Source organism: Rhodanobacter sp. Root480 (assembly GCF_001426645.1).
GTDB classification, from domain to species: Bacteria; Pseudomonadota; Gammaproteobacteria; order Xanthomonadales; family Rhodanobacteraceae; genus Rhodanobacter; species Rhodanobacter ginsenosidimutans.
In genome coordinates this window covers 885489-912296 of sequence record NZ_LMEX01000002.1, presented here as the reverse complement: position 1 = coordinate 912296, position 26808 = coordinate 885489, and the positions used below count along the sequence as shown (strand labels likewise).

At 58.4% G+C, this 26808-nt stretch carries 19 protein-coding genes and 1 pseudogene; 10 read left to right on the top strand and 10 right to left on the bottom strand.

The features are described 5' to 3' along the window. The first annotated feature begins 2 nt into the window (after positions 1-2). The 4 genes from ASD22_RS11095 to ASD22_RS16730 are packed head-to-tail and all read left to right on the top strand — an operon-like array spanning position 3 to position 8480. Complete coding sequence (locus tag ASD22_RS11095) at positions 3-3104, top strand: DEAD/DEAH box helicase family protein (RefSeq protein WP_056083047.1); 3102 nt, start codon at positions 3-5, stop codon at positions 3102-3104. Continuing rightward, complete coding sequence (locus ASD22_RS11090; protein ID WP_056083044.1) at positions 3097-4959, top strand: DUF262 domain-containing protein; 1863 nt, start codon at positions 3097-3099, stop codon at positions 4957-4959. Before ASD22_RS11095 ends, ASD22_RS11090 begins: the two co-directional genes overlap by 8 nt. Then, entirely contained in the window at positions 4959-7829 is a 2871-nt protein-coding gene (locus tag ASD22_RS11085) for a site-specific DNA-methyltransferase (protein WP_056083041.1), read from the top strand. The genes ASD22_RS11090 and ASD22_RS11085 overlap by 1 nt, the downstream gene beginning before the upstream one ends. A gap of 18 nt (positions 7830-7847) precedes the next feature. Then, on the top strand, positions 7848-8480 hold the full coding sequence (locus ASD22_RS16730) for a hypothetical protein (RefSeq protein ID WP_156458994.1): 633 nt from the start codon (positions 7848-7850) through the stop codon (positions 8478-8480). A 30-nt stretch (positions 8481-8510) separates the two neighbouring features. Here ASD22_RS16730 and ASD22_RS11080 read toward each other — a convergent pair whose 3' ends face one another. After that, on the bottom strand, positions 8511-8924 hold the full coding sequence (locus tag ASD22_RS11080) for a DUF5615 family PIN-like protein (RefSeq protein ID WP_056083039.1): 414 nt from the start codon (positions 8922-8924) through the stop codon (positions 8511-8513). Then, entirely contained in the window at positions 8921-9604 is a 684-nt protein-coding gene (locus tag ASD22_RS11075) for a hypothetical protein (protein ID WP_056084217.1), read from the bottom strand. The genes ASD22_RS11080 and ASD22_RS11075 overlap by 4 nt, the downstream gene beginning before the upstream one ends. A gap of 132 nt (positions 9605-9736) precedes the next feature. Here ASD22_RS11075 and ASD22_RS11070 point away from each other — a divergent pair, with 132 nt between their 5' ends. After that, positions 9737-11914, top strand: a complete 2178-nt coding sequence (locus tag ASD22_RS11070; protein WP_056084214.1) for a 3'-5' exonuclease — start codon at positions 9737-9739, stop codon at positions 11912-11914. Positions 11915-12087: 173 nt separating this feature from the next. On the opposite strand, the gene ASD22_RS16725 is transcribed toward ASD22_RS11070, so the two are convergent. Beyond that, positions 12088-13731 (bottom strand): hypothetical protein, encoded by a 1644-nt coding sequence (locus ASD22_RS16725; protein ID WP_156458993.1) that lies wholly within the window; start codon positions 13729-13731, stop codon positions 12088-12090. Next, on the bottom strand, positions 13728-16844 hold the full coding sequence (locus tag ASD22_RS11060) for a helicase-related protein (protein WP_056083034.1): 3117 nt from the start codon (positions 16842-16844) through the stop codon (positions 13728-13730). Before ASD22_RS11060 ends, ASD22_RS16725 begins: the two co-directional genes overlap by 4 nt. Before the next feature lie 642 nt (positions 16845-17486). On the opposite strand from ASD22_RS11060, the gene radC reads away from it, so the two are divergent. The 4 genes from radC (at position 17487) to ASD22_RS11040 (ending at position 20799) form a co-directional block, all read left to right on the top strand. After that, positions 17487-17972, top strand: coding sequence for a DNA repair protein RadC (radC, locus tag ASD22_RS11055; RefSeq protein WP_056083032.1), 486 nt, complete (start codon positions 17487-17489; stop codon positions 17970-17972). Positions 17973-18282: 310 nt separating this feature from the next. Continuing rightward, positions 18283-19239, top strand: coding sequence for a DUF932 domain-containing protein (locus tag ASD22_RS11050; RefSeq protein WP_056083023.1), 957 nt, complete (start codon positions 18283-18285; stop codon positions 19237-19239). A 24-nt stretch (positions 19240-19263) separates the two neighbouring features. Beyond that, complete coding sequence (locus ASD22_RS11045; RefSeq protein ID WP_056084212.1) at positions 19264-19704, top strand: hypothetical protein; 441 nt, start codon at positions 19264-19266, stop codon at positions 19702-19704. 84 nt (positions 19705-19788) lie between these two features. Beyond that, complete coding sequence (locus tag ASD22_RS11040; RefSeq protein ID WP_056083020.1) at positions 19789-20799, top strand: lambda-exonuclease family protein; 1011 nt, start codon at positions 19789-19791, stop codon at positions 20797-20799. 551 nt (positions 20800-21350) lie between these two features. Here ASD22_RS11040 and ASD22_RS11030 read toward each other — a convergent pair. Continuing rightward, the gene (locus tag ASD22_RS11030) at positions 21351-22649 is read right to left on the bottom strand and encodes an inovirus-type Gp2 protein (protein WP_082520225.1); all 1299 of its coding nucleotides are present in this window, start codon (positions 22647-22649) and stop codon (positions 21351-21353) included. A 253-nt stretch (positions 22650-22902) separates the two neighbouring features. On the opposite strand from ASD22_RS11030, the pseudogene ASD22_RS16430 reads away from it, so the two are divergent. Continuing rightward, a pseudogene (locus ASD22_RS16430) lies at positions 22903-23336 on the top strand (transposase); the annotation flags it as partial. 379 nt (positions 23337-23715) lie between these two features. Here the strand turns inward: ASD22_RS16430 and ASD22_RS11020 are convergent. The 5 genes from ASD22_RS11020 to ASD22_RS11000 are packed head-to-tail and all read right to left on the bottom strand — an operon-like array spanning position 23716 to position 26386. After that, a complete protein-coding gene (locus ASD22_RS11020) occupies positions 23716-25206 on the bottom strand; it encodes a DUF3987 domain-containing protein (RefSeq protein WP_082520224.1) in 1491 nt (496 codons plus the stop codon). Continuing rightward, positions 25190-25369 carry a hypothetical protein gene (locus tag ASD22_RS16720; protein ID WP_056083005.1) on the bottom strand — a complete coding sequence of 60 codons (180 nt, stop codon included), beginning with the start codon at positions 25367-25369 and terminating at the stop codon, positions 25190-25192. Before ASD22_RS16720 ends, ASD22_RS11020 begins: the two co-directional genes overlap by 17 nt. Next, a complete protein-coding gene (locus ASD22_RS11010; protein WP_056083001.1) occupies positions 25366-25656 on the bottom strand; it encodes a hypothetical protein in 291 nt (96 codons plus the stop codon). The genes ASD22_RS16720 and ASD22_RS11010 overlap by 4 nt, the downstream gene beginning before the upstream one ends. 2 nt (positions 25657-25658) lie before the next feature. Continuing rightward, positions 25659-26075 (bottom strand): hypothetical protein, encoded by a 417-nt coding sequence (locus ASD22_RS11005; RefSeq protein WP_156458992.1) that lies wholly within the window; start codon positions 26073-26075, stop codon positions 25659-25661. Between the two features lie 5 nt (positions 26076-26080). Continuing rightward, a complete protein-coding gene (locus tag ASD22_RS11000) occupies positions 26081-26386 on the bottom strand; it encodes a hypothetical protein (RefSeq protein WP_156458991.1) in 306 nt (101 codons plus the stop codon). Positions 26387-26808: the final 422 nt, after the last annotated feature.

Genomic DNA, 26808 nt, shown 5'->3' with positions numbered 1-26808 from the left:
GTATGGAAAGCCAGTTCTTTGAGAAGCCGATTCTCAACTCGCCGTATGACTATCCGGCGCGGCATTGGGAGCTCGACGAGAGCGGGCAGCCAACCCAGCGAGTGCAGGCGAGTCGCCGCACAGCCGAGTTCTTTACCCCGATACCGAAACCCCGTAAGCGCAAAGGTAAGGCCGAACAAGGCGACCTGGTGTTTGACGAGGGCAAGGGGCTCTCGACCGAAGCCCAACGCTACGACCACACCACCGTCATCAATACGGTGCGCCAGCAGGTGGATCGCTGGCGCCAGTTGCCCAATCCTGCCGATTGGCATGTCACCCCGGAAACCGTTCGCTTGCTGCAGCATTGGCGCCATCACCAATTCAGTGGCGTGCGGCCGTTTTTTTGCCAGGTCGAGGCCGTGGAAACGGCCATCTGGCTGAGCGAAGTCGCACCGCACATCGGCAAGGCCGGCCAGGGCATCCTAGAACACCTCGCCAATGCCAACAACGACGCCAATCCGGAGTTGATGCGGCTGGCACTGAAACTGGCAACCGGTGCCGGCAAGACCACGGTCATGGCCATGCTGATTGCGTGGCAGACCGTCAATGCCGTGCGCCGTCCGACCAGTAAGCGCTTCAGTCGTGGCTTTCTGGTGGTCGCTCCCGGCATCACCATCCGCGATCGCCTGCGCGTGCTGCTGCCGAACGACCCGGACAGCTACTACGCCAGCCGCGAGCTGGTGCCCAGCGACATGCTGGAGGATCTGGGCAAGGCTAAGATCGTCATTACCAACTACCACGCATTCAAGTTGCGCGAACGCATCGAGCTGTCCAAGGGTGGTCGGCTGCTGCTGCAGGGCCGCAATGGCGCGCCGCTGGAGACGCTCGAAACCGAAGGTCAGATGCTGCAACGGGTGATGCCTGAGCTGATGGGCTTGAAGAACATTCTCGTCATCAATGACGAAGCGCATCATTGCTATCGCGAGAAACCGGGCAGCGACGAAGACGAAGACCTGAAGGGCGATGACCGGAAGGAAGCCGAGAAGAACGCGGAGGCCGCTCGCCTGTGGATATCAGGCCTTGAGGCGGTGAACCGCAAACTCGGCGTGGCACGAGTGATGGATCTTTCCGCCACGCCGTTCTTCCTCAGCGGCTCCGGCTACGCCGAGGGCACGCTATTCCCGTGGACCATGAGCGACTTCTCGCTGATGGACGCGATCGAATGTGGCATCGTCAAACTGCCGCGCGTGCCCGTGGCCGAGAACATCCCCGGCGACGAAATGCCGATGTTCCGCAAGTTGTGGGAGCACATCGGCAAGAAGATGCCCAAGAAGGGCCGCGGCAAGAACGCTACGCTCGACCCACTCAGCATTCCAGTGGAGCTGCAGACCGCACTGCAGGCACTGTACGGGCATTACGAGAAAACCTACGTGCTCTGGAAGGCCTCCGGCATCAAGGTGCCGCCGTGCTTTATCGTGGTGTGCAACAACACAGCCACGTCCAAGCTGGTCTACGACTACATCTCGGGCTTCGTCCGCGATAACGAGGATGGCACGTCCAACGTCGTCAACGGTCGCCTGGAACTGTTCCGCAACTTCGACGAGCACGACAATCCGCTGCCGCGGCCCAACACCTTGCTGATCGACAGCGAGCAGCTCGAATCCGGCGATGCGCTCGACAAGGGTTTCCGCGAAATGGCCGGTCCCGAGATCGAGCTGTTCAAGCGCGAGGCGCTCGAACGTGGCGGCGCCTTGGCCAACGATCTACGTGCGGGTAAAGACATCGACGATGCCACGCTCCTGCGCGAGGTCATGAACACAGTCGGCAAGCCAGGCTCGCTGGGCGAGTCGATCCGCTGTGTGGTCTCCGTGTCCATGCTTACCGAAGGCTGGGATGCGAACACCGTCACCCATGTGCTCGGTGTGCGCGCATTCGGAACTCAGCTGCTATGTGAACAGGTCATCGGCCGCGCCCTACGCCGTCAGTCCTACGACCTCAACGAAGAAGGCCTGTTCAACGTCGAGTACGCTGACGTGCTCGGCATCCCGTTTGATTTCACTGCCAAGCCGGTCGTTGCGCCGCCACAGCCACCTCGTGAAACCATCCACGTCAAAGCCATGCGACCCGAGCGCGACGCGCTGGAGATCCGCTTCCCGCGCGTGGCCGGTTACCGCGTCGAACTGCCGGAAGAGCGTCTAACCGCCAACTTCAACGAAGACTCGGTCTTTGAACTCACGCCAGCCATCGTCGGGCCGTCCAAAACCAAGAACGCAGGCATCATCGGCGAGACTGTGGATCTGAGCCTGGATCACATCCGCGACATGCGTCGATCCACCTTGCTGTTCAACATTACCCAGCGTCTTCTCACTACCAAGTGGCGTGACTCGGGCGAGCAACCCAAGCTGCACCTGTTCGGTCAGCTCAAGCGCATCACCAAGGAGTGGCTTGATACCTGCCTTGTATGCAAGGGCGACACTTATCCCGGCCTGTTGATGTACCAGGCGCTGGCCGACATCGCGTGCGAACGAATTACTAAGGCCATCACGGCCGACGAAATCAAGAAAGGGCGCGCGGTCAAGGCCATCCTCGACCCGTACAACCCCACTGGCTCCACCGTCCACGTCAACTTCAACACATCGAAAGCAGATCGCTGGGAGACCCTCGGGCCGCCACCGAAGTGTCAGCTCAACTGGGTCATCCTCGACAGCGATTGGGAAAGCGAATTCTGCCGCGTTGCCGAGGCTCATCCCAAGGTGCTGGCTTACGTCAAGAACCACAACCTCGGCTTCGATGTGCCGTACCGCTATGCCTCCGAAACCCGGATCTATCGTCCCGACTTCATCATTCACATTGATGATGGCCATGGCCTCGATGACCCGCTACATCTCGTCGTCGAGATCAAGGGCTACCGCGGCGAAGACGCCAAGGAAAAGAAGTCCACCATGGACACGTACTGGGTGCCTGGCGTGAACAACTTGAGCACGTATGGCCGCTGGGCATTTGCCGAGTTCACTGACGTATTCCAGATCCAGGACGACTTCGCCAAGAAAGTTGAGGCGGAATTCAAAAAAATGATCAATAGCGTCGCATCCGACGCAGCACAAGAGGCACCAGCAAATGTTTGACACCACCAAGGAAGACCTGAAAGACATCCTGCGCAAGGTCAACGAAGGGAAACTGCAGCTTCCTGATTTCCAGCGGGACTACGTCTGGGGTGATGAAGACGTACGCAGTCTGATCGCGTCGATTGCCAAGGGATTTCCCGTGGGAGCGCTGTTGACGCTCGAGACCGGCGGCGAGGTCGAATTCAAACCCCGCGTCCTTGAAGGCGTGGAAGTCAGGGATGTACGCCCGACCGAGCTGCTGCTGGACGGCCAGCAGCGCATGACGTCCCTTTTCCAGGCAGCGTTCGCCAAAGCGCCTGTTCGCACCAGGAATGTGCACAAGAAGCTCGTGGAGCGCCTGTACTACATCGACATCAAAAAGGCGGCTGCCAGCAAGGGTAGTCTGGAGGACGCCATCATCGGCGTGCCTGCCGACAGGATCGTCCGCACGAATTTCGGCAAAACCATTGATCTGGACGTCTCTACTCGGGATCGCGAATTCGAACTCGATCTCTTTCCGCTAAATCAGGTCTTTGACAGTCGTGACTGGTTCTACGACTGGCGAGACTTCTGGCGGGCCAAAGGCCGCGACATCACCGAGCTCGATCGTGACTTCGTGCGCACCATCGTCGACTCCATCGAGCGCTACAAAATGCCGATCATCCGCCTCGATCGCAACAACAAGCGGGAAGCGATCTGTGTCGTGTTCGAAAAGGTCAACGTAGGCGGCAAGAAGCTCGACGCGTTCGAACTGGTCACCGCCATCTACGCAGCCGAAAAGTTCGACCTCCGTGAGGACTGGAACGGCACAAAAAAGCCAGCAAAAGCTGGCCGCCATTCCCGCATGATCGGCGCACCGAACCCGCGCGATGTGCTCACCCAGATAGCCAATACTGACTTTCTGCAGGCCTGCACACTCTTGCATACGCGCGACCTGAGACTCCAAAAGGCAGCCGAAGGCGCAAAGGACGGTGATCTCCCGCAGATCTCCTGCAAACGCGACGCGCTACTGGGGTTGCCGCTGCACGCCTACCAGAAGCATGCCGACGCTGTGGAGGCTGGCTTCATTGAGGCCGGCGGATTCCTCAACGAGCTGAAGATCATCTGGCACAAAGACGTCTCCTATCCGCCACTGGTCGTCGGACTCGCAGCAATTTTTGCGATCCTAGGCAAAGACGCTCAGACAGCCAAAGCCAAGCAGCAGCTTGCCCAGTGGTTCTGGTCTGTCACGCTGGGTGAACTGTTTGGGTCCAGCACGGAATCCAGGTTGGCCCGCGACGTCCCCGAAGTGGTCGACTGGATAAAAAATCCGGCATCCCGCCCTCGCACCCTCGACGAGGCAGTCTTCCAGACGGTGAGGCTGCGCTCTCTCCGTTCGCGGCAATCCGCCGCCTACAAGGGCCTGCATGCCTTACTGATGAAAGATGGTTGCCGCGACTTCATCACCGGGCGACCGACCGACTTGATGACGTTCTTCAATGACGACATCGACATTCATCACGTCTTTCCGCAGGCATGGTGCAAGAAACAGGGCATCGAGAAGGGTCTGTTCGACGCCATCATCAACAAGACGCCGCTGTCGAAGCTTTCCAATATTTCAGTGGGTGGTGATGCGCCATCGGTCTACCTCAAGCGGATCGAGGAGAAGCAGGGTCTTTCCCCGGCCGACCTCAATGCCATCTTGCGTACGCATCTGATCGAGCCGGCACACCTACGTGCGGATGATTTCAATGCCTTCTACGAAGCCCGCAGCAAGGCGTTGGCTGAACTGGTGGCCGGCGCCATGCAGAAACCGGTGGTTGAAGAAGCCGGCACCAACGAAGTCGAGCAGGAAGATGACTCGATGGAAGCCGACGAAGAGCTGGAGGCCGCCTGATGGCCAAGAAACCTAAAACCCCGCTTACCGTCGAAGCGCTCAAGCACGACGAGGCGACACGCAAGAACATTCCCACCGCGGAATACCAGTCGCTGATGCAGAAGGAGGACAGCGCGCCGGTGCGCGCGTCCTATCCGCGCGGCCACAACGGACTGGACGAGGAGAAGCAGCAGCGAAACCGCGATCTGGATCCGCAGCTGGTCTGGCGCGGTAAGGACCAGCAGGACTGGTCCGATCTGGTGGTCAACGCGCCGCCGCTGTACATCCAGGAGAAGGTGCACCCCAAGGTGCTGATCGACGACCTGCGTCGCGAAACCGAGCGCAGGGAAGAATCGGCAGTACAGACGCAGGCCGGCAACATGGCCGACCTGTTCGCCGACTTCAATGGTCTGCCCAGCGACAACGCCAAGACCGAGTTCTACCAGCACGACGCGCACTGGGCCAACCGCATGATCCTGGGCGACAGCCTGCAGGTGATGGCGTCACTGGCCGAGCGCGAGGGCCTGCGCGGCAAGGTGCAGTGCATCTACTTCGATCCGCCCTACGGCATCAAATTCAACTCCAACTTCCAGTGGTCCACTACCAGCCGCGACGTCAAGGACGGCAACACCGCCCACATCACGCGCGAGCCGGAGCAGGTCAAGGCGTTTCGCGATACGTGGCGTGATGGCATTCATTCGTATCTGACGTATCTACGTGACCGCTTGATGGTGGCGCGCGACTTGCTGACCGAGTCGGGGTCGATCTTTGTGCAGATAGGTGGGGAGAATCTGCACCGAGTGCGTTCCGTAATGGACGAGGTCTTCGGAGAGCAGAATTTTTGTGGGGAAATCATTTTTCGAAAGACAGCCAGGACATCGTCCAACCTGCTGCCGACTGAGAATGATTTCTTGTTGTGGTACGCCAAGAATAAGCAGTCGATCAAGTTTCGTCCTCTCTTTCAACAAAAGAACATCGCCGAACTAAAGAGCTACAAATACGCTGTTTCACCGTGCACGACCTCGGCACGATTTGCGTCCTCCGAAGAAAAATCTGGTGACTCTGCTCTTCCCGACGAGTGGCGCATTGCCCAGCTGAGTTTTTGCGTGTCGGGTGATCCCGGTAAGTCAGATGACCGTCAATACAAATTCCGGAACAAGACGTACGATTGCGGGGCACACCGTCACTGGAAAACTACCAATCCGGACGGTTTGGAAAAATTGCAAAAAGCTCAACGCTTGATCGGTCTGGGCGCGCAGTTGAACTTCATTCGATATTTTGATGATTTCTCAGTTGAGGCATTTTCCACCCAATGGGTTGATACAGGTAGTGCAGGATTTTCCAACTCAGATCCGAAAATCTATGTTGTTCAGACCGACTCGCTGGTGGTGCAGAGATGCATTCTTCTGACTACTGATCCGGGAGATTTAGTTCTTGACCCCACGTGCGGCTCAGGTACTACGGCCACTGTTTCGGAACAATGGGGGCGGCGCTGGATAACGACGGACACTTCGCGCGTGGCGCTAGCGCTGGCTCGCGCACGCATCATGGGTGCACGCTATCCGTTCTATCTGCTTGCTGACTCGTTCGATGGCCAGCTCAAGGAAGCCGAGCTCACCCGCAGCGTACCCTCGAGTGCAGCAACCCGCGGAAACATCGCGCACGGTTTCGTCTACGAGCGCGTGCCACACGTCACACTGAAATCCATTGCCAACAACGCCGAGATCGACGTGATCTGGGACAAGTTTCAGCAGGCGCTGGAACCGCTGCGGGAATCCTTGAACAAGGCGCTCGGTAAGCACTGGCAGGAGTGGGAGATTCCGCGTGAGGTCGATACGAAGTGGTCTGCCGAGGCGAAGCAGTTGCACGTCGACTGGTGGCAGCAGCGCAACGCACGCCAGCGCGAGATCGACGCCTCCATCGCCGCCAAGGCCGACAACGAATACCTCTACGACAAACCCTACGAGGACAAGAAGAAAATCCGCGTGGCCGGCCCGTTCACCGTCGAAAGCCTGTCGCCGCACCGCGTGCTGGGCGTGGACGAGAATGACGAGCTGATTGACGGCATCGGCGAAGGCAACGACGGCTACGGCGAAGAGCGCGACTTCGTGCAGATGATCCTGGAAAACCTGAAGACCGCCGGCGTGCAGCAGGCGCACAAGGACGACAAGATCAATTTCACCTCGCTGGTGCCCTGGCCGGGCGACCTAGTCTGCGCCGAGGGCCGTTACATCGAAGGCGATGCGGACACCGGCACCGAGAAGCGCGCCGCCATCTTCATCGGCCCCGAGTTCGGCACCGTCTCGCGCCCCGACCTGGTGCAGGCCGCCCGCGAAGCCGGCGACGCCGACTTCGACGTGTTGATCACCTGCGCCTTCAACTATGACGCCCGCTCCTCCGACTTCGACAAGCTCGGCCGCATCCCCGTGCTCAAGGCGCGCATGAACGCCGACCTGCACATGGCCGACGACCTCAAGAAAACCAGCACAGCGAACCTCTTCGTGATCTTCGGCGAGCCGGACATCGACATCCTCGACGCCGCCCAGCACGACGGCGAGGCAGGACAGATTCAGGTCAAGGTCAACGGTGTCGACGTGTTCCACCCCAACACCGGCGAAGTCCGCAGCGACGGCCCCGACGGCATCGCCTGCTGGTTCATCGACACCGACTACAACGAAGAGAGCTTCTTCGTCCGCCACGCCTACTTCCTCGGTGCCAACGACCCCTACAAAGCCCTCAAGACCACCCTCAAAGCCGAAATCGACCCCGACGCCTGGGCCAGCCTCAACAGCGACACCTCGCGACCCTTCGACAAGCCTACGTCAGGCCGCATTGCGGTGAAGGTGATCAATCATCTCGGCGACGAGGTCATGAAGGTATTTCGCGTCTAACTTCGCAGGAAAATTCAAATGCAGCGAAATCGCTGGTACAACGTGCCGAATCAGAGCTTAGCGATCTATGCGCGTAACGCTGGATTCGATTTAGCGGTATACGATGATTATTCAAAGGGCGTGCAGGAAGAGCTGCGGCGTCGATCAATCAATGAGGCGTTGTACGAAATCGAATATGCGTGCGAGGAACAGGGCTTCGATTTCGCTTCAGTCAAGGACGGCGTTTACGTCATATCGTTGGGAAATCCACTCTCTATCCAATACCGACATCGCTCATCTCAGGTCATTTACGTTGGCATTGGAAACATCAAAACACGAATAAAAAGCCATCTGGAAAGAAGCCTGTTTGATGTGATGCAAAGCCTTTCCGGATCAACGTTCGATTTCAGCTTCGCAAGACCAGGATTGCAAGGTGCAGTAGGCTATTACAAGCACGTCGAATATAAGATGCTTGAATATTTTTGTGAGCAGTATGGCGGGCTTGGCGAAAAGCGTCGGTTCCCGTTGTTGAACAAGAATGCGGGTAGCGACAAAGGTTTTGCCGGAGGCACCGAGTGGTGGAAGAAGCCTTTGAAGGCTTCCGGTAAAAAGCCTCGTTGGAAGCTGAGTCCAACGAGCTTCTCTGAATTTGCACCATTGGACGCCGGATGACAAAAGAAGCAGCAGGACTTGCCAGTTTCGTTACAACGTGACTTGCCCGAACTGCCCTTTACCCCTGAAGTTCCAAGACACTTGGAATGCAGCCCCGCCACTGATGCCTTCGGCTTGCTCGACGATGCGCGGCCACCATCGGGCAAGCTGCACAGCCTTGTCCCAGAAGTTATGATCCTTCCAGCCGCGGTCAAGGAAAAATACTTTCAGGCCAGCGCGTTTGAGTGCTTCACGCTCCAGACCCTTGTTCAGGCGATCGTGCGTGATCACGACCCACCCATGTTCCTGCGCAAGCGTGGCGATCCACTCCGTATCCGGGGTGTTCGCAGGGAAACGGTCGCGTAGATGGGTAACCTCGTGGAGGTTTTCCCATTCCCTAATGGTCAGTTCGTGTAGCGCGCGAGCAAGCGCTGGTGGAAGATTGTTGTCGAGCAGCAGCTTCACGCAGCCTGCCGCTGCTCGAAGCGGATAGCGGTTTCAATCGCCTTGACCGGGACTTCGTACAAGCGTGCAACGCGCTGCTTGTCCTTGTCTTCCGCCAGCCATGCGTCGTAGAGGATGTCGGTGCGCAACGCGGTATCGGTGACCACTGGCTTGCCGAACGCCAGGTTCGGGTCGAGCACCACAGCCTTGCTGCGCTCCATGGGATACCAGCGTGCGGCACGTTTGTCGGCGCCAAACTCGATGCCGGCGTACAGGGACGGCTGGACAACCTTGGTGAAGACGTATTGCCGACGGCGCAGGTCGAGCAGATCGAGTTCGCCGCTTTCGCGCATGGCCTCGGCAAAGATGGTCTTGCCGTCGGTTTGAAAGCTTTTGCAGGTGAACGGATACGGACTTTCGAGAATTTCACGGGCATTGATGGCGGCGATGCGAATCGTCTGGAGACTGATGCCGAGCTCACGAAACGCCTTGACGAAACGGATCTCCAGCAGATCGTGGAAGCTCAGTCCGTCGACATCTGCGCCGGCTATCTCGGACGACCACAGCGGTGGATGATGCCGCAATGCTTCGCCCTTGCCGCTGTTGTACCCCCGCAGCCACCGGCGCAACTCCACGGGCTGCACACCGGCGAGCCGGGCAGCTTCGGGGATGGTGTAGAGGCCAAGGCCGGTGAGTTGCATGGACAGGTCTCCGTCGTGAATCATGGCGTGGAGAAACCGCCCCTCTATTATGTCAGGATCGACAGGCGTTGCCCAAGATTGGGGCGCCCAACGGCCCGCGCGTGTTGCGGGCCTGAAGACAGGGGCAACATGATGGATTTCCGCATCGCCGATACCTTTACCGACAGCCTTGCCCATCTTACGGGTGACGAGCAGAAGGCCGTGAAGACTACCGCCTTCGACCTGCAGATGAACCCGGTCAACCCTGGCATGAGTCTGCACAAACTAGACACGGCGAAGGACAAGAATTTCTGGTCAGTGCGGGTCAGCAGCGATATTCGCTTGATCGTGCACAAGACGGCCTCAAGCCTGCTGCTCTGTTACGTCGACCATCACGACAAGGCGTACCACTGGGCCGAACGTCGCAAACTAGAGGTTCATCCCACTACGGGCGCGGCGCAGTTTGTGGAGATCCGCGAGCGCGTCGAGGAAATTCCCGTCCCGAAGTATGTGGTAGTGGAACAGCCCGTGCCGACCCAGTCGGGATGGGTCAAACCGACACTCTTCCTGCGCATCGCGGACGATGAGTTGCTCGGCTATGGCGTGCCGCCGGAATGGCTGGCCGATGTACGCGCGGCAAACGAAGACACACTGCTGGAGCTGACCGATCACCTTCCTGCCGAAGCATCGGAAGCATTGTTGGAATTGGCAACGGGTGGCGTGCCGCGCGCCTCTGGTCGTGTCCGTCCCTCGAAAGTTACCGACCAGATGTCATTCGATCCCAATGTTTGCTATGACCTGTATATCCCTGATGAAGCGGGTCTTGAGGAGTCCGCTAGTTCTGCCGCATTTGCCCACCCGGACGCCCAGCGCCGTTTTCGCACGATCTCCGACGTTGACGAGTTGGAGCGTGCCTTCGCCTACCCGTGGGACAAGTGGACGATCTTCCTGCATCCGGCCCAGCGCGAGTGGGTGGAGCGCGACTACAGCGGCCCGGCCCGTGTTTCTGGCTCGGCCGGCACCGGAAAAACGATCGTCGCCTTGCATCGCGCGGTGCATCTTGCGCGCGCCAATCCTGATGCGCGAGTGCTGTTGGCCACCTTCTCCGACACACTGGCCAATGCCCTGCATGACAAACTCCGTCGGCTGATCAACAACCAGCCAAGCCTTGGTGAAAGGCTGGAAGTATGTGCGATGGATACACTCGCCGCGCGGCTGTACGAGGCGCATTTTGGTCAGTTGCAGATGGCTGACTCGGAAGCTGTCCGTTCCGCGCTGACCGCTGCTGCCGACATGCTGGCCGATCAGCGGTTCGGCTTGCCGTTCCTGTTGTCGGAATGGCGGGACGTGGTGGATGCGTGGCAGCTGGCCACCTGGGAGGAGTACCGGGATGTGCGGCGACTTGGCCGACGGACGCGGCTGTCGGAGACCCAGCGCGCGCAGTTGTGGCCGGTGTTCGAGAAGGCGAGATCTCAATTGCAGGAGCGGGGCTTGGTCACACGGGCAGGTATGTACCACCGTCTCACCGCCGCGCTGATCCAGCGCAAGCATCCGCCGTTCGAGTTTGCGGTGATCGACGAGGCACAGGACGTCAGTGTCGCTCAGCTGAGATTCCTAGCGGCGTTCGGCGCTAAAGCGCCGAACGCATTGTTTTTTGCCGGCGATCTGGGTCAGCGCATCTTTCAACAGCCGTTTTCATGGAAGTCGCTGGGCGTGGATATTCGCGGACGCGCCAGGACCTTGCATATCAACTACCGCACGTCGCATCAGATCCGCATGCAGGCCGACCGGTTGTTGGCACCAGAGGTCGCGGACGTTGACGGTAATGTCGAGGATCGCAGCGGCACGGTTTCGGTCTTCAACGGCACCGAGCCGAGTATCACGAGGTGGCCATCGCAGAATGACGAAGCGATGGAAGTGGGTCGTTGGTTGGTGCAGAAGATCAGCGAGGGCGTGCAAGCCCAGGAGATTGGTGTTTTTGTACGCTCATTCAGTGAACTCGACCGAGCACGTGCTGCGGTGGCGCATACCGGGTTACCGCACCATCTGCTTGATGGAAATCCACAGGCCGCTCAAGGGAAGATTTCGATCGCCACCATGCATCTGGCCAAGGGTTTGGAGTTTCGCGCAGTTATGGTCATGGCTTGCGATGACGAAGTCATCCCATCACAGGAACGCCTCGAATCCGTGGCCGATGACGCTGATCTTGAAGAGATCTACAACACCGAGCGCCATCTGCTGTATGTCGCCTGCACCCGTGCACGTGATCATCTATGGGTTTCGGGAGTCGATCCGGCATCAGAGTTTCTGGATGACTTGGAGAGCACTTAGTCGCATGGCGTGGCGCTGTTGAAAAGACGATGGAGGCAGGTTCGGCCGCCGGATAAGGCCATCGAGCCGATACTAAATCAGTCCAGGAGAAGCTGCGAATCCGTGGCTGCGGTTAATCGGGCCGAAACAAAGGTCTCGGCGATCGGCCGGAACTGAACTCAAGGAACCGGTACTCAACGCGTCGCGTCTCGATCTTCAATTTCCTGGCCCAAGCTCATCTCGAAAGGCTCAAGATCATGGCGACGGATGACCTTCCCGACGTTCCCCGGAACTTGGCTGAGTCCATATGCCACGGACACCCGATCGTATTGGTCGTCAGCCATGTCACTCACGAAGTTCTGCGGTCGCGGCAGAGCGCTCACCCTGATCGATAAACCATGAGATTTTTTTGCCTCACGGACGACCAGCCGTATGTGCTCGATAATTGTGGGTAACCGACTGCCCCCGCCGCACAGGAACAGATCCAGCGGTTCCTGATCTCGCCACACCCGCGATGTAGGATTGAGAAGGCGGGCTTGCTCACGCGCCTCGTTGAATGCCCGCGCCAGGGCGCTGAGAAAAGCAGCCCGACGCTGGCTCACGTCACCGCGATTCTCGCCAAGGCGCTCTACCACATCCTGGTCATTGGCAGCCGCATCGTCGTCGCGCCAACTAAGATGCTGGCCGGCTTTGCCCGCCAACGCGCCGATCAGAAAATGCGTGCCCAAGTTCTTCACTTTGGCTGAAAAAATGGGAAGCACATCTCCGTCTTCGTCCTTGTGCACATTGAAGAACGCCATATCCAAAGTGCCAGCCCCAATATCCATCAGTGCATGCATTTCCGATTGCCGTTGTGCTGACGAAAGATACGAGAACAACTGACAGGCGAATTCAGGGAGTACGGTCACCATGCTGCCTGGAGATGTCCTTGCAGCACGCAGGGCCTGCTTGGCGCGTTCACGCGTAAGCGCTTCACCTTGGCAGGCTAGAGTTCGTCCCGCCGAAGCTAGGATGCGAAACTGTGCAGCTACGGACTCGTCATCCCATGACTCAGCAGGCAAACCAAGATGTAGCCTCCATCTGGGGCTATCAGCTCCTGTGTAAGCCCTGGCAAACCAACCGCTGGCATATCTAAGAGCCGCGGCAATGAATAAAGCCGCGTCGCAGTGCGCCTCGTCACTTTTTGTCGGAGGAGAAGAAAGTAAACGCATCTTGATGCCATCACGATGCGACCAACCTGGTCCCTGCCTGATGCCCAGTACAATACTTCCGTCCTCGTGCTCACTGAAGGAGGATGGCATGAGATAGGGGTCGCTCGTCGCTACGGCCCCGGACCAATTGACGGCGTGGTGGTCCCCATGAAATCGGATCACTGCCTTGGTGAATGCAGTGCCGAAATCGAGGCCGAATATCGCAGTACCTGATCCGTCGGCCATAACTGGTCGCAACGATTGGCTGATTGATGCCTGTGATTTTGCCGCCCTAATCGCAAGCTTTGTCATGTCCGCAGACAGTTCGTTCAGTGCAGCTCGTGGAGTGATGGGCTGCGCATGCGACGGAGTGGCGCAGCGATAGACGCCAAGATCTAACTTGCCTCGCTTAGACACTACGGCCAGGTTCTCACGCAGCTTGCGTCTAGCCGCTTTGCTTGGTCGCGATGGCCGCACCTGATCCTTCTTGATTTTCGAAGGTTGGGACGGCTTGAGTGGACGTACATTCCGGTCTGCCTTGCGCTCCACGGGTACAGCAGATGTCGCGGGGGGCGGAGCAACATGCTGCTTCAGTTCCTTGAATACATCTCCAAAGAGCTCACCCAGAGTGGACGACGGACGCTTCATGGCAGGATCCTTACCAAACCCTCAACCAATCCATCACGGACGACGCGCAGTGCCTCGCGGCTATCCAAACGCGCCAGCGCAACCCTAGTTTGTTCGTCCAGCTTGCGCAGGCTGCCTCGTGTCAGTTGAATCAAGTTTTTCTGACTCATCTGCTCGGCCCTGTTCAACCGCTCCTGTAAGGATCCACGACGGCGGGCTGCATTTCTCTCTACGCTCTGTCGTTGCAATCGCACACGGTCGGCATTCTCGGCTTCATGCGCAGCCACATCAGCCTTGTATTGCCGCGTCAGTAGAACACGGGTCCTATCGAGAACATCGATTGTGTCATCAACCGAAGATATGGCGTGGCGCGCGTTGATCCAATCGCGCCCATGGGCACGAAGCGTGTTGAGCAGGTCGAAAGCAGTATCAGTGACGACAGTCGCTCCACCGCCCAAGGGGCTGAATACAGCTCGTACGGTCTCCTCATCTCTTGCGCCGGCAAACGTCCAGACTTCTGCTGCAAAAGCGTAGTCGCCCGTTGGTACCGCCATGCCGGATACCGAGGCTGATATCTGCACTGCATGAAGGAATGGCCCCGTATCAACAGAGCCACCATCGACGGCAATCATCCTGATCAGTGGATGATACTGATTGACCAGCTCGCATCCTCTGGCGACATCTCCCGCGCTCACGTGGTTGCGAATGACGACACGAACCTCGTGACCACTTTCCAGCGCGGACTTCACCATGTGCTGGTTCTCGCGAAATCGCTCAAGCTTTACGGCCATATCGGGTGGCAACTTGAGCACGCCTAGCAATGGCCGTTCAGGATCCATGCGCAGTACGTAACCTTCTGCATGGGCTTCAAGAAAATCCCGGATATGTGACAGCAGATCGTCGTCAGTGATACGGCGCTGCGTGCGTTGTGCCTGCTCGGCGCGTGAGCGGACATAGTCTCCGAGTCCAATCAAATCAGCCTCGTTCTCTTCTACCAAAGCTTGATCCAACTTGCGCTGCTCGATCGCCCGCCGGGTATCCTCGATGCGTGCGACCTCCTGATCTGGGGTCAGACGCGCGGATAGTAATTCTCGTGTCAATTGGGTGATGCTTTCACCGAGCACTTCTTCGGTGCAGCCAAGAGAGCTCTCGAAAAGCCTCAAGCGCTCAAACAGACGAATCAGGATTCGTTCGTCGATGGTGTCGGCGTACACCATGTTGAAGATGCTGATGGCATCGGCCTGCTGACCGATACGGTCAATGCGGCCGATGCGCTGCTCCATCTTCATGGGGTTCCAAGGCAGGTCGTAATTGATAATGACCCGCATGAATTGGAGATCGACGCCCTCGGAGGCAACCTCGGACGAGAGCAAGACACGATATCGCGACGACGCTTGGAATTCGTCGATCAATGCCTGCTTGTTGTCACCGCCCTTCACCACCAGGGATGGAATACCCACCTCCTGCAGTCGTTCGCACAAGTAGTCGAGCGTCCCGCGAAAATAACTGAACAACAGCACCTTCTCACCTGGATAGTCTCGCTGGTGTTGCATGAGAAGATTCAGCAACAAATTGAGCTTTGAATCCTGCGAGCGCAACGCATCAAGATCGATGCGGCTAGCAACCCGCTTCGCTACATAGCTTGCGACCGGCGACGTGGAGACCTCTTCGATCAGGTCGAACGCCTCAAAGGCCAGCTCATTTATCTCATCCACGTCGGGAGCTGCCGACAACCAACGCTTTGCTGCTGCATACATGCAACTAGCCATTTGCCGTTGCGGCATGGCGAGCAGGAAGCCTTCGACACCGCTGTGGTGGAGTGCGTAATCCGAAATCGCTTCAGACACCGCCTTATAGAGCACCTGCTCTGGCGTGCTCATCACGGCCGAGAGCCGGCCCGGTTTGCGCTCCACCCGATTTTCGAAGACGTCACGTTTGCGCGTGCGAACTACCACTTGCCCAAGCAAGTTCACCCGCTCAAGGCGTTGATTGATCTCTACGCGTGCCTCAGCCGGTAAAGGAGTCTCGGCAATCATCAGCTGCAGATCGGCACAAAGCCGTTTAAGACTTGCACTTTCCTCTAGCAGCCAGTGATCCGATGCTTCCCGTAGGGACTCGATCACCATCTGCGGTGTGGTGTGCCTCGCCTTCAGCTGGTTGGCAGCATGCACTAATGGGCGATTAGCCTGCAGGATCTGCTCGAACAAATGCGGGTATTGGAACTGATCTGGGTCAGCCAAAGACACCAGGTTGAACAGGTCCGTGCTTCGGGTATTAACGGGCGTCGCGGAAAGCAAAACCAAGTGCTCAGAGACTGGTCGTAACAATCGGCCCAGTTCGGCGGATGAGGTCTCCTGATTGCGTAGATAGTGCGCTTCGTCGATCACTGTCAGGTCGAACAATGTGCTCTCAGTTGACTCATCCAGTTTGCGCGCTAGGCGTGCGCCGAGCGAACTCGACGGCGACTTGTCATCATCCCACCCGGATGGTGGCCGAATGCCCTGCAGACTGCAGATGATGGCCGCCCCTTGCGGGGTGGCTGTACCTCTGTCCAGCCACTCCAGTAGTTCGCCAGCGCCCATGATTCGGGCATCTGTTCCAAAACGGGTTGATAGCTCTTTCTTCCATTTTTCCGTAAGCATCGCCGGACAAACCACGAGCAATCGCGTCGCATTGGTGCGAAAGCGCAGTTCAGTCCAGATCAACCCGGCCTCGATGGTCTTGCCCAGACCGACTTCGTCCGCGATCAACAGGCCCTTCGAAGGCGAGTCCAACAGCGCGAGTAGCGGTTTGAACTGGTGTGGCATGAATTGGGTGTTGGTGGTATCGAGGCTGTAGATCAGTTCGTTAAGTCGGCCGCGTAACTGCACGGCGGTAAGCCGTTTGCGCAGGCTGGTAGCGCGGGCAAAACGTCCTTCCCGCAATACCGTCGCCTCATCCAGTTCAACAGCGACCGGTTCTAGGTCTTCGGCCATCTCGAACTGGGCGTTGCGTCCAGGGAAGCGCACATGCACCAGCAAAGCGTCGTCGTCATCCCGAACCTTGCCCGTGCATTCACCCACCTGACTAGGATCGGCGCGCAGACGCACCCGAGTCCCCGCCCGGGTCAGACTCTCCAAAAACTCCGTATCCATTCCCTGTAGTCCCCTAAAGCATCCACGCCGAACGAAGTGGCTGGCCTCCGTTGTTGGAGCATAGCGACCGGACATTCTGCGGACATGTTAACCCCGTACGATCGCATCGTTTGCGACTGGTCACGGGGCATGCTGTGGGCATGCATGTGGTCGTGACTTTCATGCGAATGCCTGTAGCTCGGCCCATCCATCCTTCAGAAGTCCTTCCTGTTCTCCGCAGCGCTCGATTTCGGGCGGTAAGCAGCCGACTATCGATCGAAAAAATTTACAAACCTATATCACACCAAAGAGAGAAGCGAGCGCCACAGTGCCCTCAACCGGCTATCTGGTCGCCGACAGCGGTTGTGCGAAAGACGACTGAGGGGTAGGGCGGCGAAATGCTCGCGCATCACTCTAGGTTTGCGCGTTGAGCGACGATTGGTGTGCCGATTGATCACAGACTGTTCGACAGCTTTCGTTTTCAGGACTGCGGTTGCGCCTTTGCAATCGCCCCGATCCAGCTTTGACTTAGCACTGGCGGGTTCGCGGAAGCGAGCCGCTTCGCCTCGGGTTTCCGTTTTCACATCTTTCCCGTCGATTACGCATAAAGCCCGGCCTCACCGCCGGGCTCTATACGCTTATGCCGTCATCAAGGAGCTCGTCATGCAACTCGCGCAATCTTTGACCCACATCCGCTACAAGCTCACGGGCGAGACGACCGAACAAGACGTACTCGCCGCAGCCGAAGCTATCCTGAAGAGCCGGCTGGAACGCCACGGCAGCATTGGCACGCCGATGGACGCCAGCGACTTTCTGCGTATGCGCTTGGGCGCGCTCCTGCACGAAGAGTTTCACGTTCTTTGGCTGGACAACCGCCACCGGATCCTCGATTGCCAGAAGCTTTTCACTGGCACTGTCGATGGGGCAAGCGTCCATCCAAGGGAAGTGGTGCGCGCGGCGCTGGCCATCAACGCCAGCGCGGCGATCCTGGCGCACAACCACCCCAGTGGCATGGCCGAGCCCAGTGCGGCCGATCGGATGCTCACCCACGAGCTTCGCGAAGCACTGCGGCTGATCGGGGTACGTGTCCTTGACCACATCGTGGTGGGTAGCGAGTGCGTCAGCATGGCGGAGCGCGGCCTTCTGTAGCAACGCTTCAAAGAGCATCCATCAAAGAAATCTCAGATCCACATTACTCCTGTGGAGTCGATGGTCACCGGCTTCGCGTTTGGACGCTCCGCGTCGCAGCGTTCGCAGGGATTCCTAGCTCATGACAGGCAAACTCGAAACGGCCTACTGCGTCCTGGTGGTTGCTATTGCGGTACTAGTTGGCATCGTCCGCTGCACCCGCTGTAGCGATTTCAAAGCTCCCTGATCCAACGCGTCACAAGCACTGCGCACAAGGCCCGGCATGTCCGGGCCTTGTGCGTTTATGCCACCCACTTACGAGGAAACGACAATGCACTTGGTTGAAACCATGGCCTATGCCGGTGAAAAGCCCTGGCACCGCCTGGGCAACAAGCTTGCCCCGCAGCAACCCATCGAGGTCTGGAAGAAGAACGCTGGCATGGACTGGCAGATTGAGCAGTCTGAAGTCCGCTACATCTCTGGCAGCAACAACGTCGGCGTCATCAACGCTTTCCCGGAACAGAAGGTGTTGTATCGGTCGGATACCAAGGCCCCGTTAGCCGTAGTGTCCAAGCGCTTTCACGTGGTGCAGCCGGGCGAGATCCTGGAGTTCTATCGTGACCTGACCGCCTGCAACGGTTTCGAGTTGGAAACGGCCGGCGTGCTGCGCGAGGGCCGCAAGTTCTGGGCGTTGGCGAAGACGGGCCAGAGCACGACGCTCAAAGGCCGGGATCGGGTGGATGGTTACCTGTTGCTGGCCACGGCTTGCGACGGCACGCTGGCGACCACGGCGCAGTTCACCTCGGTGCGGGTGGTCTGCAACAACACCCTGCAGATCGCGTTGGGGAACGCCAGCAGCGCGATCAAGGTGCCGCACCGCAGCCAGTTTGATGCAGAGGCGGTCAAGCGCCAGCTGGGGATCACCGTGTCGTCCTGGGATGGCTTCGTGGTCCGAATGAAGGCACTGGTTGATCGCCCCGTCGATCCCGACTCGGTCGAAGGCTTGCTGCGCCGGGTACTGACCTACGCAGCACCGGATGGCAAGGCACCGGTGGTCAACGAACAGGCCTTGGCCACGGTGCGCTCGCTGTACGAGGGCGGTGGCAGCGGCGCACTGATGGCATCCAGCCGTGGTACGGCGTGGGGCTTGCTCAACAGCGTGACCGAGTTCGTCGACCACCATCGACGGGCGCGCAGTGACGATCACCGCCGTGACGCGGCGTGGTTCGGCCAGGGGGCGCAGATCAAGCAGCGTGCCTGGGACGAAGCGATGAAGCTGGTGGTCTGACGGAGATCTGCGATGGGACTGGATATGTATCTGGAAGCCAAGCGGTACGTCGCCCCCTACGACTCGCAGACGGAACCGATGCGCCGTGCCATTGGCGCGGCCATCGGCTATGTGCCGCCGAAAGAGAAGCCGGGCGAGGATACGTCCTTGCTGGAAGTCAGTGGCGTCACGGTTCGGGTCGGTTACTGGCGCAAGTTCGACGCCTTGCACCGGTGGTTTGTGAACAACACACAGGAAGGCCATGACGACTGCCGACCGTCCTTCGTTTCGGTAGATACCTTGATCGAGCTGGAGGAACAGCTCGAACAGGTAAGCGATGACCCGGCGAGTGCCAGCGAGTATTTCACCGCCGATGAAAATGAAACGCTGGACGAAGGCGAGGTCGATTACACGCTGAAAGTCCTTCATCACGCTAAGCGATTGCAGGCGCAAGGCTGGGATATCACCTACCGCGCCAGCTGGTGAAATCGGGCAGACCGGAGAATTCATCTTGATGCAAACGACATAGCGCCCGGCCCTTTGGCCGGGCTTTCTTTTGGGGGAACCACGATGAAAAAGCGATCTGCCTTGCGGTTGGTCGATACACGCACACTCGACCGGGGCCAATGGCTGGAAGTGCGCCAGGGCGGTATCGGCAGCTCCGATGCCGCCACCGCGGTTGGCCTCAACCCTTACAAGAGCCCGCTGGAGCTGTGGGCAGAGAAAACCGGGCGTGTCGTCGCGCACGCGGAAAGTCCAGGCATGGAGGATCCCCGCTACTGGGGCACGCTGCTCGAACCTTTCGTGGCTACGGCCTACCAAGAGAAGACCGGGCGCAAGGTTAGGCGTGTCAGCGCCGTGCTCCAACACCCTACCTTCAACTTCATGCTGGCCAACATCGACCGGGAGGTCGTGGGCTGTCCGGATGTGCAGATTCTGGAGTGCAAGACGGCCGGCGAGTTTGGCGCGCGGCTGTGGAAGGACGGCGTGCCGGAGTATGTCCAACTGCAGGTGCAGCACCAGCTTGCCGTGACGGGCCAGCAGGCGGCAGACGTGGCCGTGTTGCTGTGCGGGCAGCAGCTGGAGATCCATCGCATCGAGCGGGACGACGGGGTCATCGCCCGACTGACCGTGCTGGAGACGAAGTTCTGGGAGTACGTGCAGCATGACATCGAGCCACCTTTCGATGGCAGTGAGTCATCCGCGCGGGCCCTGCGCCAGCTCTACCCCGGTAACGAGACATCGCTCGATTTCACGGACGACGAGGCCCTTTGCCAGACCTTCACCTCGCTGTCGGCGCTGAAGACCGAGCTGGATGAGAAGGCGCACGTCGCCGAGCAGCTCAAGCAGACGATCCAGCAAGCGATGGGCGACGCCAGCAAGGCGTTGTTTGCTCGCGGCGAGGTGACCTACAAGCGATCCAAAGATGGCGCCAGCATCGACACCAAACGGCTAGCAGCCGATTACCCCGCGCTGGCTGCGCAGTACACCGTACCTCGCCCCGGTTCGCGCCGGTTCGTGCTGTCTCTCTCGCCCGATGGCACGGCAGCTGGACCAGAAGCGACGAGACAGTGGCTTTGACCAGGAGGCGCTGGACGAGGCAGCCCGCACGGGGTTCGCCAATGGGGCGTTCGAAGATCTGGCCGAAGACGTGCCGGCGGTGGTGGAGGAGTTCTACCCCAGCACCGGGCCGATAGATGGCGAGGGAACGGCCGCACGAGAAGTGACGCCAAGTCTGCGTGGCAAGCTAGACGACAAGGTCGCCCGTTTGGGGCCCGGTTGATATCAACAACGAGGGAAGAAGAGATGTTTCGAGTGATTGGTGCCGTGGTGGTTTATGGCTTTGCGGTCTACGGCCTCGGCCACTATCTGGTCCGTACGAAGGCAGGCCAGATCTAGGGGAAGGTATCGGACAAGTCGGCAGCAGCACTGCCCAACTGGAAGATTGCCGGTGCTATTGCCGTGCGATCCTGGCAACGTCGCTTAGCGAGACGGCTTATGTAGTCAAACCGCTGGAACAACCCATGTCGGGTGAGGTGCGGATAGGCAACGGGAAGGAGGGCTTCTGCCCTCCTTTCCAGCTTGCAAAACCTCTTTTTTTGGCTTGGAAGCGGTGAAGGGCACTGGAGGCATTATGGTTCGTAGCGAGGGTTGCCAAGAATTTCATCGACGAGACTCATGCCATGACCCAATTTGCGTGGCGCGCCGCGTTTTGACTTGGACCCAGATTGCTTCTTCATATTGCCGCGCATGAGGTTCCTCTTGTGCCCGGTCATCACGTAGCCGTCGCCCTTCACCATGTACTTGATCGCCTCTCGGATGCCCATGAGCATCCTCCAATTGCTGATGTGGACTGAGCCGAGGGCGTTGTACTTGTACTGGTGGCGCCGAACGTAGCAATTGAAATAGCTGGCGCGCAAAGGACCACACTTCTTGAGCCACTTTTCGCCAAGCAGTTTCGACAGATGACGTGCGCTCTGATGCTTGTGTCCATCAAGGGCAACGAGCAGGTGATAGTGCATGCCGCGATCGAAGCCACACTCCCGCTTGCAGATCCTTCGCAGCATGTCGGGAATGATGCGTCCGTCGTCAAGATCACGCAGGAAACGTTCAAGACACCTTTCGGCCAGTCGAACATCCGCCATCGTGTGGTGCGTTGGTCGAATGTAGAGATCAACACGCAAGACAAGCAGTCGTGAGTGCCCTTGGAATCCGTCGGCTATATAGCGACAGCAGGACTGCAGATTCTTCTGTTCCAGCCTTGTGCGGTTCGACTCCATCCGCTTGAATTGGGAAGATCGACAGCATCGACGCACGAAGCGAGCGATCCACTCGATCCTCCGGCGCACCTTCTCGTTGCTGAGGTCGATGGCCATGCCATCCGCATGCCTGATGGCGGACTTCGCCTTCTGGCAAGCTCGCAACATGACGGTGATGTGAGGGTTGAACCTCGTGACCATGCTTTCGGTTCTGGCCAAATCCTCGTGCTTCGCGTGGGGTGCTGTCGGCCAGGAGCAGTGCCCCCGGTATCGAACGCTTGGACTGGCAACCTCGATCAGGGGAATGCCAGCGCGGCAGAGTTGCCAGACTGCTTTGCCGAGCGGCGTGAGGCTGTACGTGCAACTAACGTGCTTCCATGTGGATCTCGGACACCGATCGGGTTTGATCAGGTGCTGTTTGCTGTTGCTGATGCGTTTGGCGAGATGTTCAAGCGTGGCCACCCATGTCAGGCATTCGCTTTCGTCCGATATCGACATACGGCCCTCACCGTCGTGAAGACATCGTTTCGAGGCGAACTGGTAGTTTCGTTCTTCCTCGGCGATGTGTCTTTCCACCTCCTGCATTTGGACGTCCATGTCATCTTCTGCCTGGTAGTAATCGACTTCGGTGTCCATCACCATCACCTCCCATGACTTGCTTTTGGTTGGCATCTATCCATCCAGAGCAAGAGCTAGCTTTTGCTATTGGATATAGGAACCGGGATTCCCCTTGGTCACTGACCATGCTATGGAAAGCCCATTGCGAATGGCTGGCCGCGGGGCCGCTGGCAAATAGTGTTCGCCATAGGATTGGTGACTTAGTGATTTTTTAGTTGTCTCGACGATGTTCGTCTATATGCAGAGGTGCCCTAAGTTTTGTGTAGCCGGGCCAAAGGCGGGACACTGCCACCCAACCGGAGACACCATGAGTCCACGCAAGCACGAGGCACCCGACGAGCCGCTCAAGCCTGTTGGCGAACTACAAAAAAGCCGGAAGACTTGGTTGGCGATAACGGCCTGCTCAAGCAATTGACTGAGCACCTCGGTCACGATGCACGAGCCCGTCGCTAACGCGGCTGGCACACCCACAACGATTGCAGCCGCAAGATGCTCAAGGGCGAGTTCGGCGAACTGCCGCTCGAGATTCCGCATGATCGTCACGGTAACTTCGAGCTGCAGCTGATTCCCAAGTCCAAGACCAGTTGGGCGGGTTTCGACGATAGGATCCTGTCACTGTATGCGCGCGGCATGACGGTGAGCGAGATCCAAGCGCACCTGGAAGAGATGTATGGGACCGAGGTGTCGCCCAGTCTGGTTTCTTACGTCACCGACGTCGTCGTCGGGGAGGTCAAGGTCTGGTAAACCCACCCGCTCGATTCGGTCTATCCGATCGTCTACTTGGCCTGCGCATCGTCAGCAAGAAATGGACGATGCCGATTCGCGACTGGAAGGCCGCGCTTGCCACTTTACGATCCAGGTCGAGGGGCGACTTCCGCAGCGGCCATCCACATCCCGGTTAAAGAAGTTCTGAACACCCTTGTATGTGGCTGCCTGTACCAGGACACGGCCTGAAACCTATGCGACGATGCGACGATCGCATATGTCGCATGGAAAAAGGGGCGGGGGCAAAAAATCGCACTCCCAAAAGAAAATTGGATCGCCTTTGGAAGTGCGCAAGTAGAAGCTCTTGGTGCAGGACTGGTCACGACTCTTCAGGGGTGGCCAGTCCACTTGTGCGTCAGTTGGACAGGTTGATCAACTGACGGAAGTTCACGTACTGTTTGCCACCGTTCGAGGGAGCGATCTGAATCTTGCCCTGTTGTTGAAGGTGAAGAAGCGCGGGCAGCAGGTATTTGTCGAGCTTCAAGTCGCTCGTCGTGTTGCTGTGGTGAAGGCTGTCCAGTGAAATCATTGTGTTGCCGCGAGTGTCTAGGTACAGGCGACGGAAGAACGTTTCGAGCCTCATGCCGTCATCCACTACACGCGGGATCGCCTTGGACAGGGAGAACTGGTCGCAGTAGGTATCGATGTGATAGCGGACGATGGTGATGGCGCGCTGCATCGTATCCTGCGTGACTTTCCTGTCGCCGCAGAGGTATGTAAATACTGCAGCCAGACGTGCCGCATGTATCGGAGCCTTGGCGGCGAACTCACTGACGTCCGAGAGGTCCCCGGCTTTTCCGTCAGCGTTGCGTTTGACAGTTCGATCCTTCATTTCTTTGATGAACTGGGTCCAGCAGTCGTTTGCATCGGCATCGAGTTCGACGACATCCTGCTCCGTGATGCCGGCCTTGACGCGCCGTTCGTGTTCAGCGACCAGTTCGGCGATACGGGCCAGTAACGCGTCGAGTGCGGCCGTGGTGGCGTCCAGTTCGTCGGCCGATGTGAGCTTGCCATTCGGCCTACTGGGTGCGCAGATCAGAAACCTGGCCCATGCACCCATACCCAAGGCAAGACTGCCGTGGTTGGCACAGAAGTCGTAGAACACCGCGGGTTGGGAAAGGAGCAAGGTCATGATCCGAGCTTCAATGACCGAAATCACGCCGGTCCCAACACGATGGCTGTCGATCAGGCCGTGGCTCCATGCTTGGCACAGGTCGGGGAGGAACTGATGAAGGTACTTAAACAGCTTGGCCCCCTCGTCCGTCGCCAGACCAGCAGACTGAAAGAAGCCCCGCATGCGCTGGAGGAAAGCTGCGCCGGTCGTATCCGACATCAGCCATTTCTGGAGTCGAGGCTCGTCAGGCTTCTTGAGCTTATCGAGCTCCGCTTGAAGGTGGTCATACGACTCGCCTTTCGCGCGCGCCTTTCCAATTAGTTTATTGAGATCGACCCGCTGCTTCTTGTAGTCGCTCAGTTTGTCAGGATATTCCTTTACCGCCTTTGCGTAGTCTGCTTCGGTAAGCCTGTCGCTAGCCAGAAACGGCGCAAAGAAAGTGTGGAAGGCCCTGGTCTTGCCCATGCCTGACATGGCGATGACAAGGAAGTAGGTCGACAAAGGAACCGTACTGCCGTCGGGCAACTTCAGCACCGCCAAGCCTTGCACTGCAAGCGACGCGGCTGCTTGGGCAACGCTCGCATACAAGGCGGGAGAGAGCTGGTGCCGAACACAAGCGCATTCCACCCCTTCACGGAGCAGGTGAGGCTGAGCTTCGAAGGGATATTCCGCTTCGGTTGGCGCAAAGTGTTCAAGCTTTTTGCGCCAAAAATGACTATTGAAACCGGTCATGACCCACCTCCGAGAACAGGTGGGTACGATTGTTGGTCATCACGAGCTTGTTCATGGCGCCCCCACGCCCGTGCAATGCACGAGCATGGGGGCTGAACAGGCGGATGACCTCGATGGCGGGTGTTTGGCTATGAAGCTTGGGATGCCGATCCATGGCGTTCATTCGGCGCCGCCTTGCAGGCTCTCGTTGGATTCAGTGGGCCACGTAGCAGCAGCATCGAAGAGCTTCTTCAGCTTGCGGTAATGCAGGTCGATCCCTGATGCTTTCAACTTCCTGCAGATTTTGTCCTTGGTGTCGCCACGCTTGATGGCCTCGTGGATCACCGGTATCAACTTGGCGAGCTGCGCAGCCTGCTGTTCCTCGGGTGTCGGTTCAGTTGACTCGATGACAGCCATGGCTGCCAAGACCATCTCATCGGTGATGACGGTGGATTCTTTGTCGGTATTCATCTTCAGTGATCCATGCGCAGGAGTTCATGCTCGTTGAGCGCGAACTTCATGTTGAGGTTGGTTTGGCCGCTTTGACGAGAGCGATCGGTTACGGCATCGCGCCAGGCACGAATCTCTTCAGCGAGGAAGATCTTCTTCTGACCGGGCGCGCGAATGATCGAGTCGGGCATGGGAAGCCACGGATGTGGCGCCACCTTGCCTTCGTTGATGCGGTTGCCGTTTTCGTCGTAGACCGGGACGAGGCCGTACTGATAGGCCTTGGACTTGGAAATGCCGGCGAATTTCAGGCTCGGAGGGAGTCCGACATTTCCCGACGTCGGAAAATCCTCAGCATTGCCATGGGCGCTTCGGCGTACAGCATTAGGACGAACGCTGCCGTCACCTTCATCGCTGAAGGTGTTTTGGGAGTGCATCGCCATAGTGGTTACTCGCTTTGTGCGGCAGCTGCCGTGTAGGCTGCGACTTCGCGGCGATAAAACCACTGGCTGCCGCCCTTCCAATGCGGTTCGGGGAGGCGAGCGCGATCAACGATCTTGCCGAGAGCGTCCATGTCTTGCTGACGCTTCAGTGCCGTCTGGAAGTTCTGGCGATAGAAGCCCATGCTGGCGCAACCATCCTTGAAGCTGATCTCAGCATCGGGGTCAGGAATGCCAATGCCGGCGGCTTCAAAAGCCGTTTTCACGGAATAGCAGGGTTTTGCAGTGGGGGGCGTGTATTGAATAATGGGCATGTTGTGCTCCATCGAAAAAGCTAAACGACCCGGCGTTGACACCAGCTGATCTCCACCCACTTAGGTAAGCGGGATGAAGGTGCTTAGCAAGGGTGTGGCCGGGGCCTCGACGCAACGCCTTACGCCGACCTGGGCGTCAAATAGCGCGCGCCACAGGGTTTTCGATGGTTGCCTTTCGCCGTCCGTATGGCGATGTAGAAGCAGCTGCAAGGCCCTTTGGTTGGCAGCGGCCACCTGTTGCGACAGGTCATGGGCGCGAGACGTTTCAGCAATCTCCCCACGTACTTATTTAGAGCAGAAATGTTGCGTTTGCGCAAGGGGAGGTGCAGCTGTTCCTCGTCATGATCCGTCGCTGGGTGGCAGATCCGGATGCCCCGTGTAGATTTGATCTGGACGGATATCTCCGGTTTGGTGTGGTGTGA

Excerpts from the sequence above, each read along its gene's own strand:
- ASD22_RS11095 (WP_056083047.1), top strand. The coding sequence starts at position 3 with ATGGAAAGCCAGTTCTTTGAGAAGCCGATTCTCAACTCGCCGTATGAC.
- ASD22_RS11090 (WP_056083044.1), top strand. The coding sequence starts at position 3,097 with ATGTTTGACACCACCAAGGAAGACCTGAAAGACATCCTGCGCAAGGTC.
- ASD22_RS11085 (WP_056083041.1), top strand. The coding sequence starts at position 4,959 with ATGGCCAAGAAACCTAAAACCCCGCTTACCGTCGAAGCGCTCAAGCAC.
- ASD22_RS16730 (WP_156458994.1), top strand. The coding sequence starts at position 7,848 with ATGCAGCGAAATCGCTGGTACAACGTGCCGAATCAGAGCTTAGCGATC.
- ASD22_RS11075 (WP_056084217.1), bottom strand. The coding sequence starts at position 9,604 with ATGCAACTCACCGGCCTTGGCCTCTACACCATCCCCGAAGCTGCCCGG.
- ASD22_RS11070 (WP_056084214.1), top strand. The coding sequence starts at position 9,737 with ATGGATTTCCGCATCGCCGATACCTTTACCGACAGCCTTGCCCATCTT.
- ASD22_RS16725 (WP_156458993.1), bottom strand. The coding sequence starts at position 13,731 with ATGAAGCGTCCGTCGTCCACTCTGGGTGAGCTCTTTGGAGATGTATTC.
- ASD22_RS11060 (WP_056083034.1), bottom strand. The coding sequence starts at position 16,844 with ATGGATACGGAGTTTTTGGAGAGTCTGACCCGGGCGGGGACTCGGGTG.
- radC (WP_056083032.1), top strand. The coding sequence starts at position 17,487 with ATGCAACTCGCGCAATCTTTGACCCACATCCGCTACAAGCTCACGGGC.
- ASD22_RS11050 (WP_056083023.1), top strand. The coding sequence starts at position 18,283 with ATGCACTTGGTTGAAACCATGGCCTATGCCGGTGAAAAGCCCTGGCAC.
- ASD22_RS11045 (WP_056084212.1), top strand. The coding sequence starts at position 19,264 with ATGTATCTGGAAGCCAAGCGGTACGTCGCCCCCTACGACTCGCAGACG.
- ASD22_RS11040 (WP_056083020.1), top strand. The coding sequence starts at position 19,789 with ATGAAAAAGCGATCTGCCTTGCGGTTGGTCGATACACGCACACTCGAC.
- ASD22_RS11030 (WP_082520225.1), bottom strand. The coding sequence starts at position 22,649 with ATGCCAACCAAAAGCAAGTCATGGGAGGTGATGGTGATGGACACCGAA.
- ASD22_RS11020 (WP_082520224.1), bottom strand. The coding sequence starts at position 25,206 with ATGACCGGTTTCAATAGTCATTTTTGGCGCAAAAAGCTTGAACACTTT.
- ASD22_RS16720 (WP_056083005.1), bottom strand. The coding sequence starts at position 25,369 with ATGAACGCCATGGATCGGCATCCCAAGCTTCATAGCCAAACACCCGCC.
- ASD22_RS11010 (WP_056083001.1), bottom strand. The coding sequence starts at position 25,656 with ATGAATACCGACAAAGAATCCACCGTCATCACCGATGAGATGGTCTTG.
- ASD22_RS11005 (WP_156458992.1), bottom strand. The coding sequence starts at position 26,075 with ATGGCGATGCACTCCCAAAACACCTTCAGCGATGAAGGTGACGGCAGC.
- ASD22_RS11000 (WP_156458991.1), bottom strand. The coding sequence starts at position 26,386 with ATGCCCATTATTCAATACACGCCCCCCACTGCAAAACCCTGCTATTCC.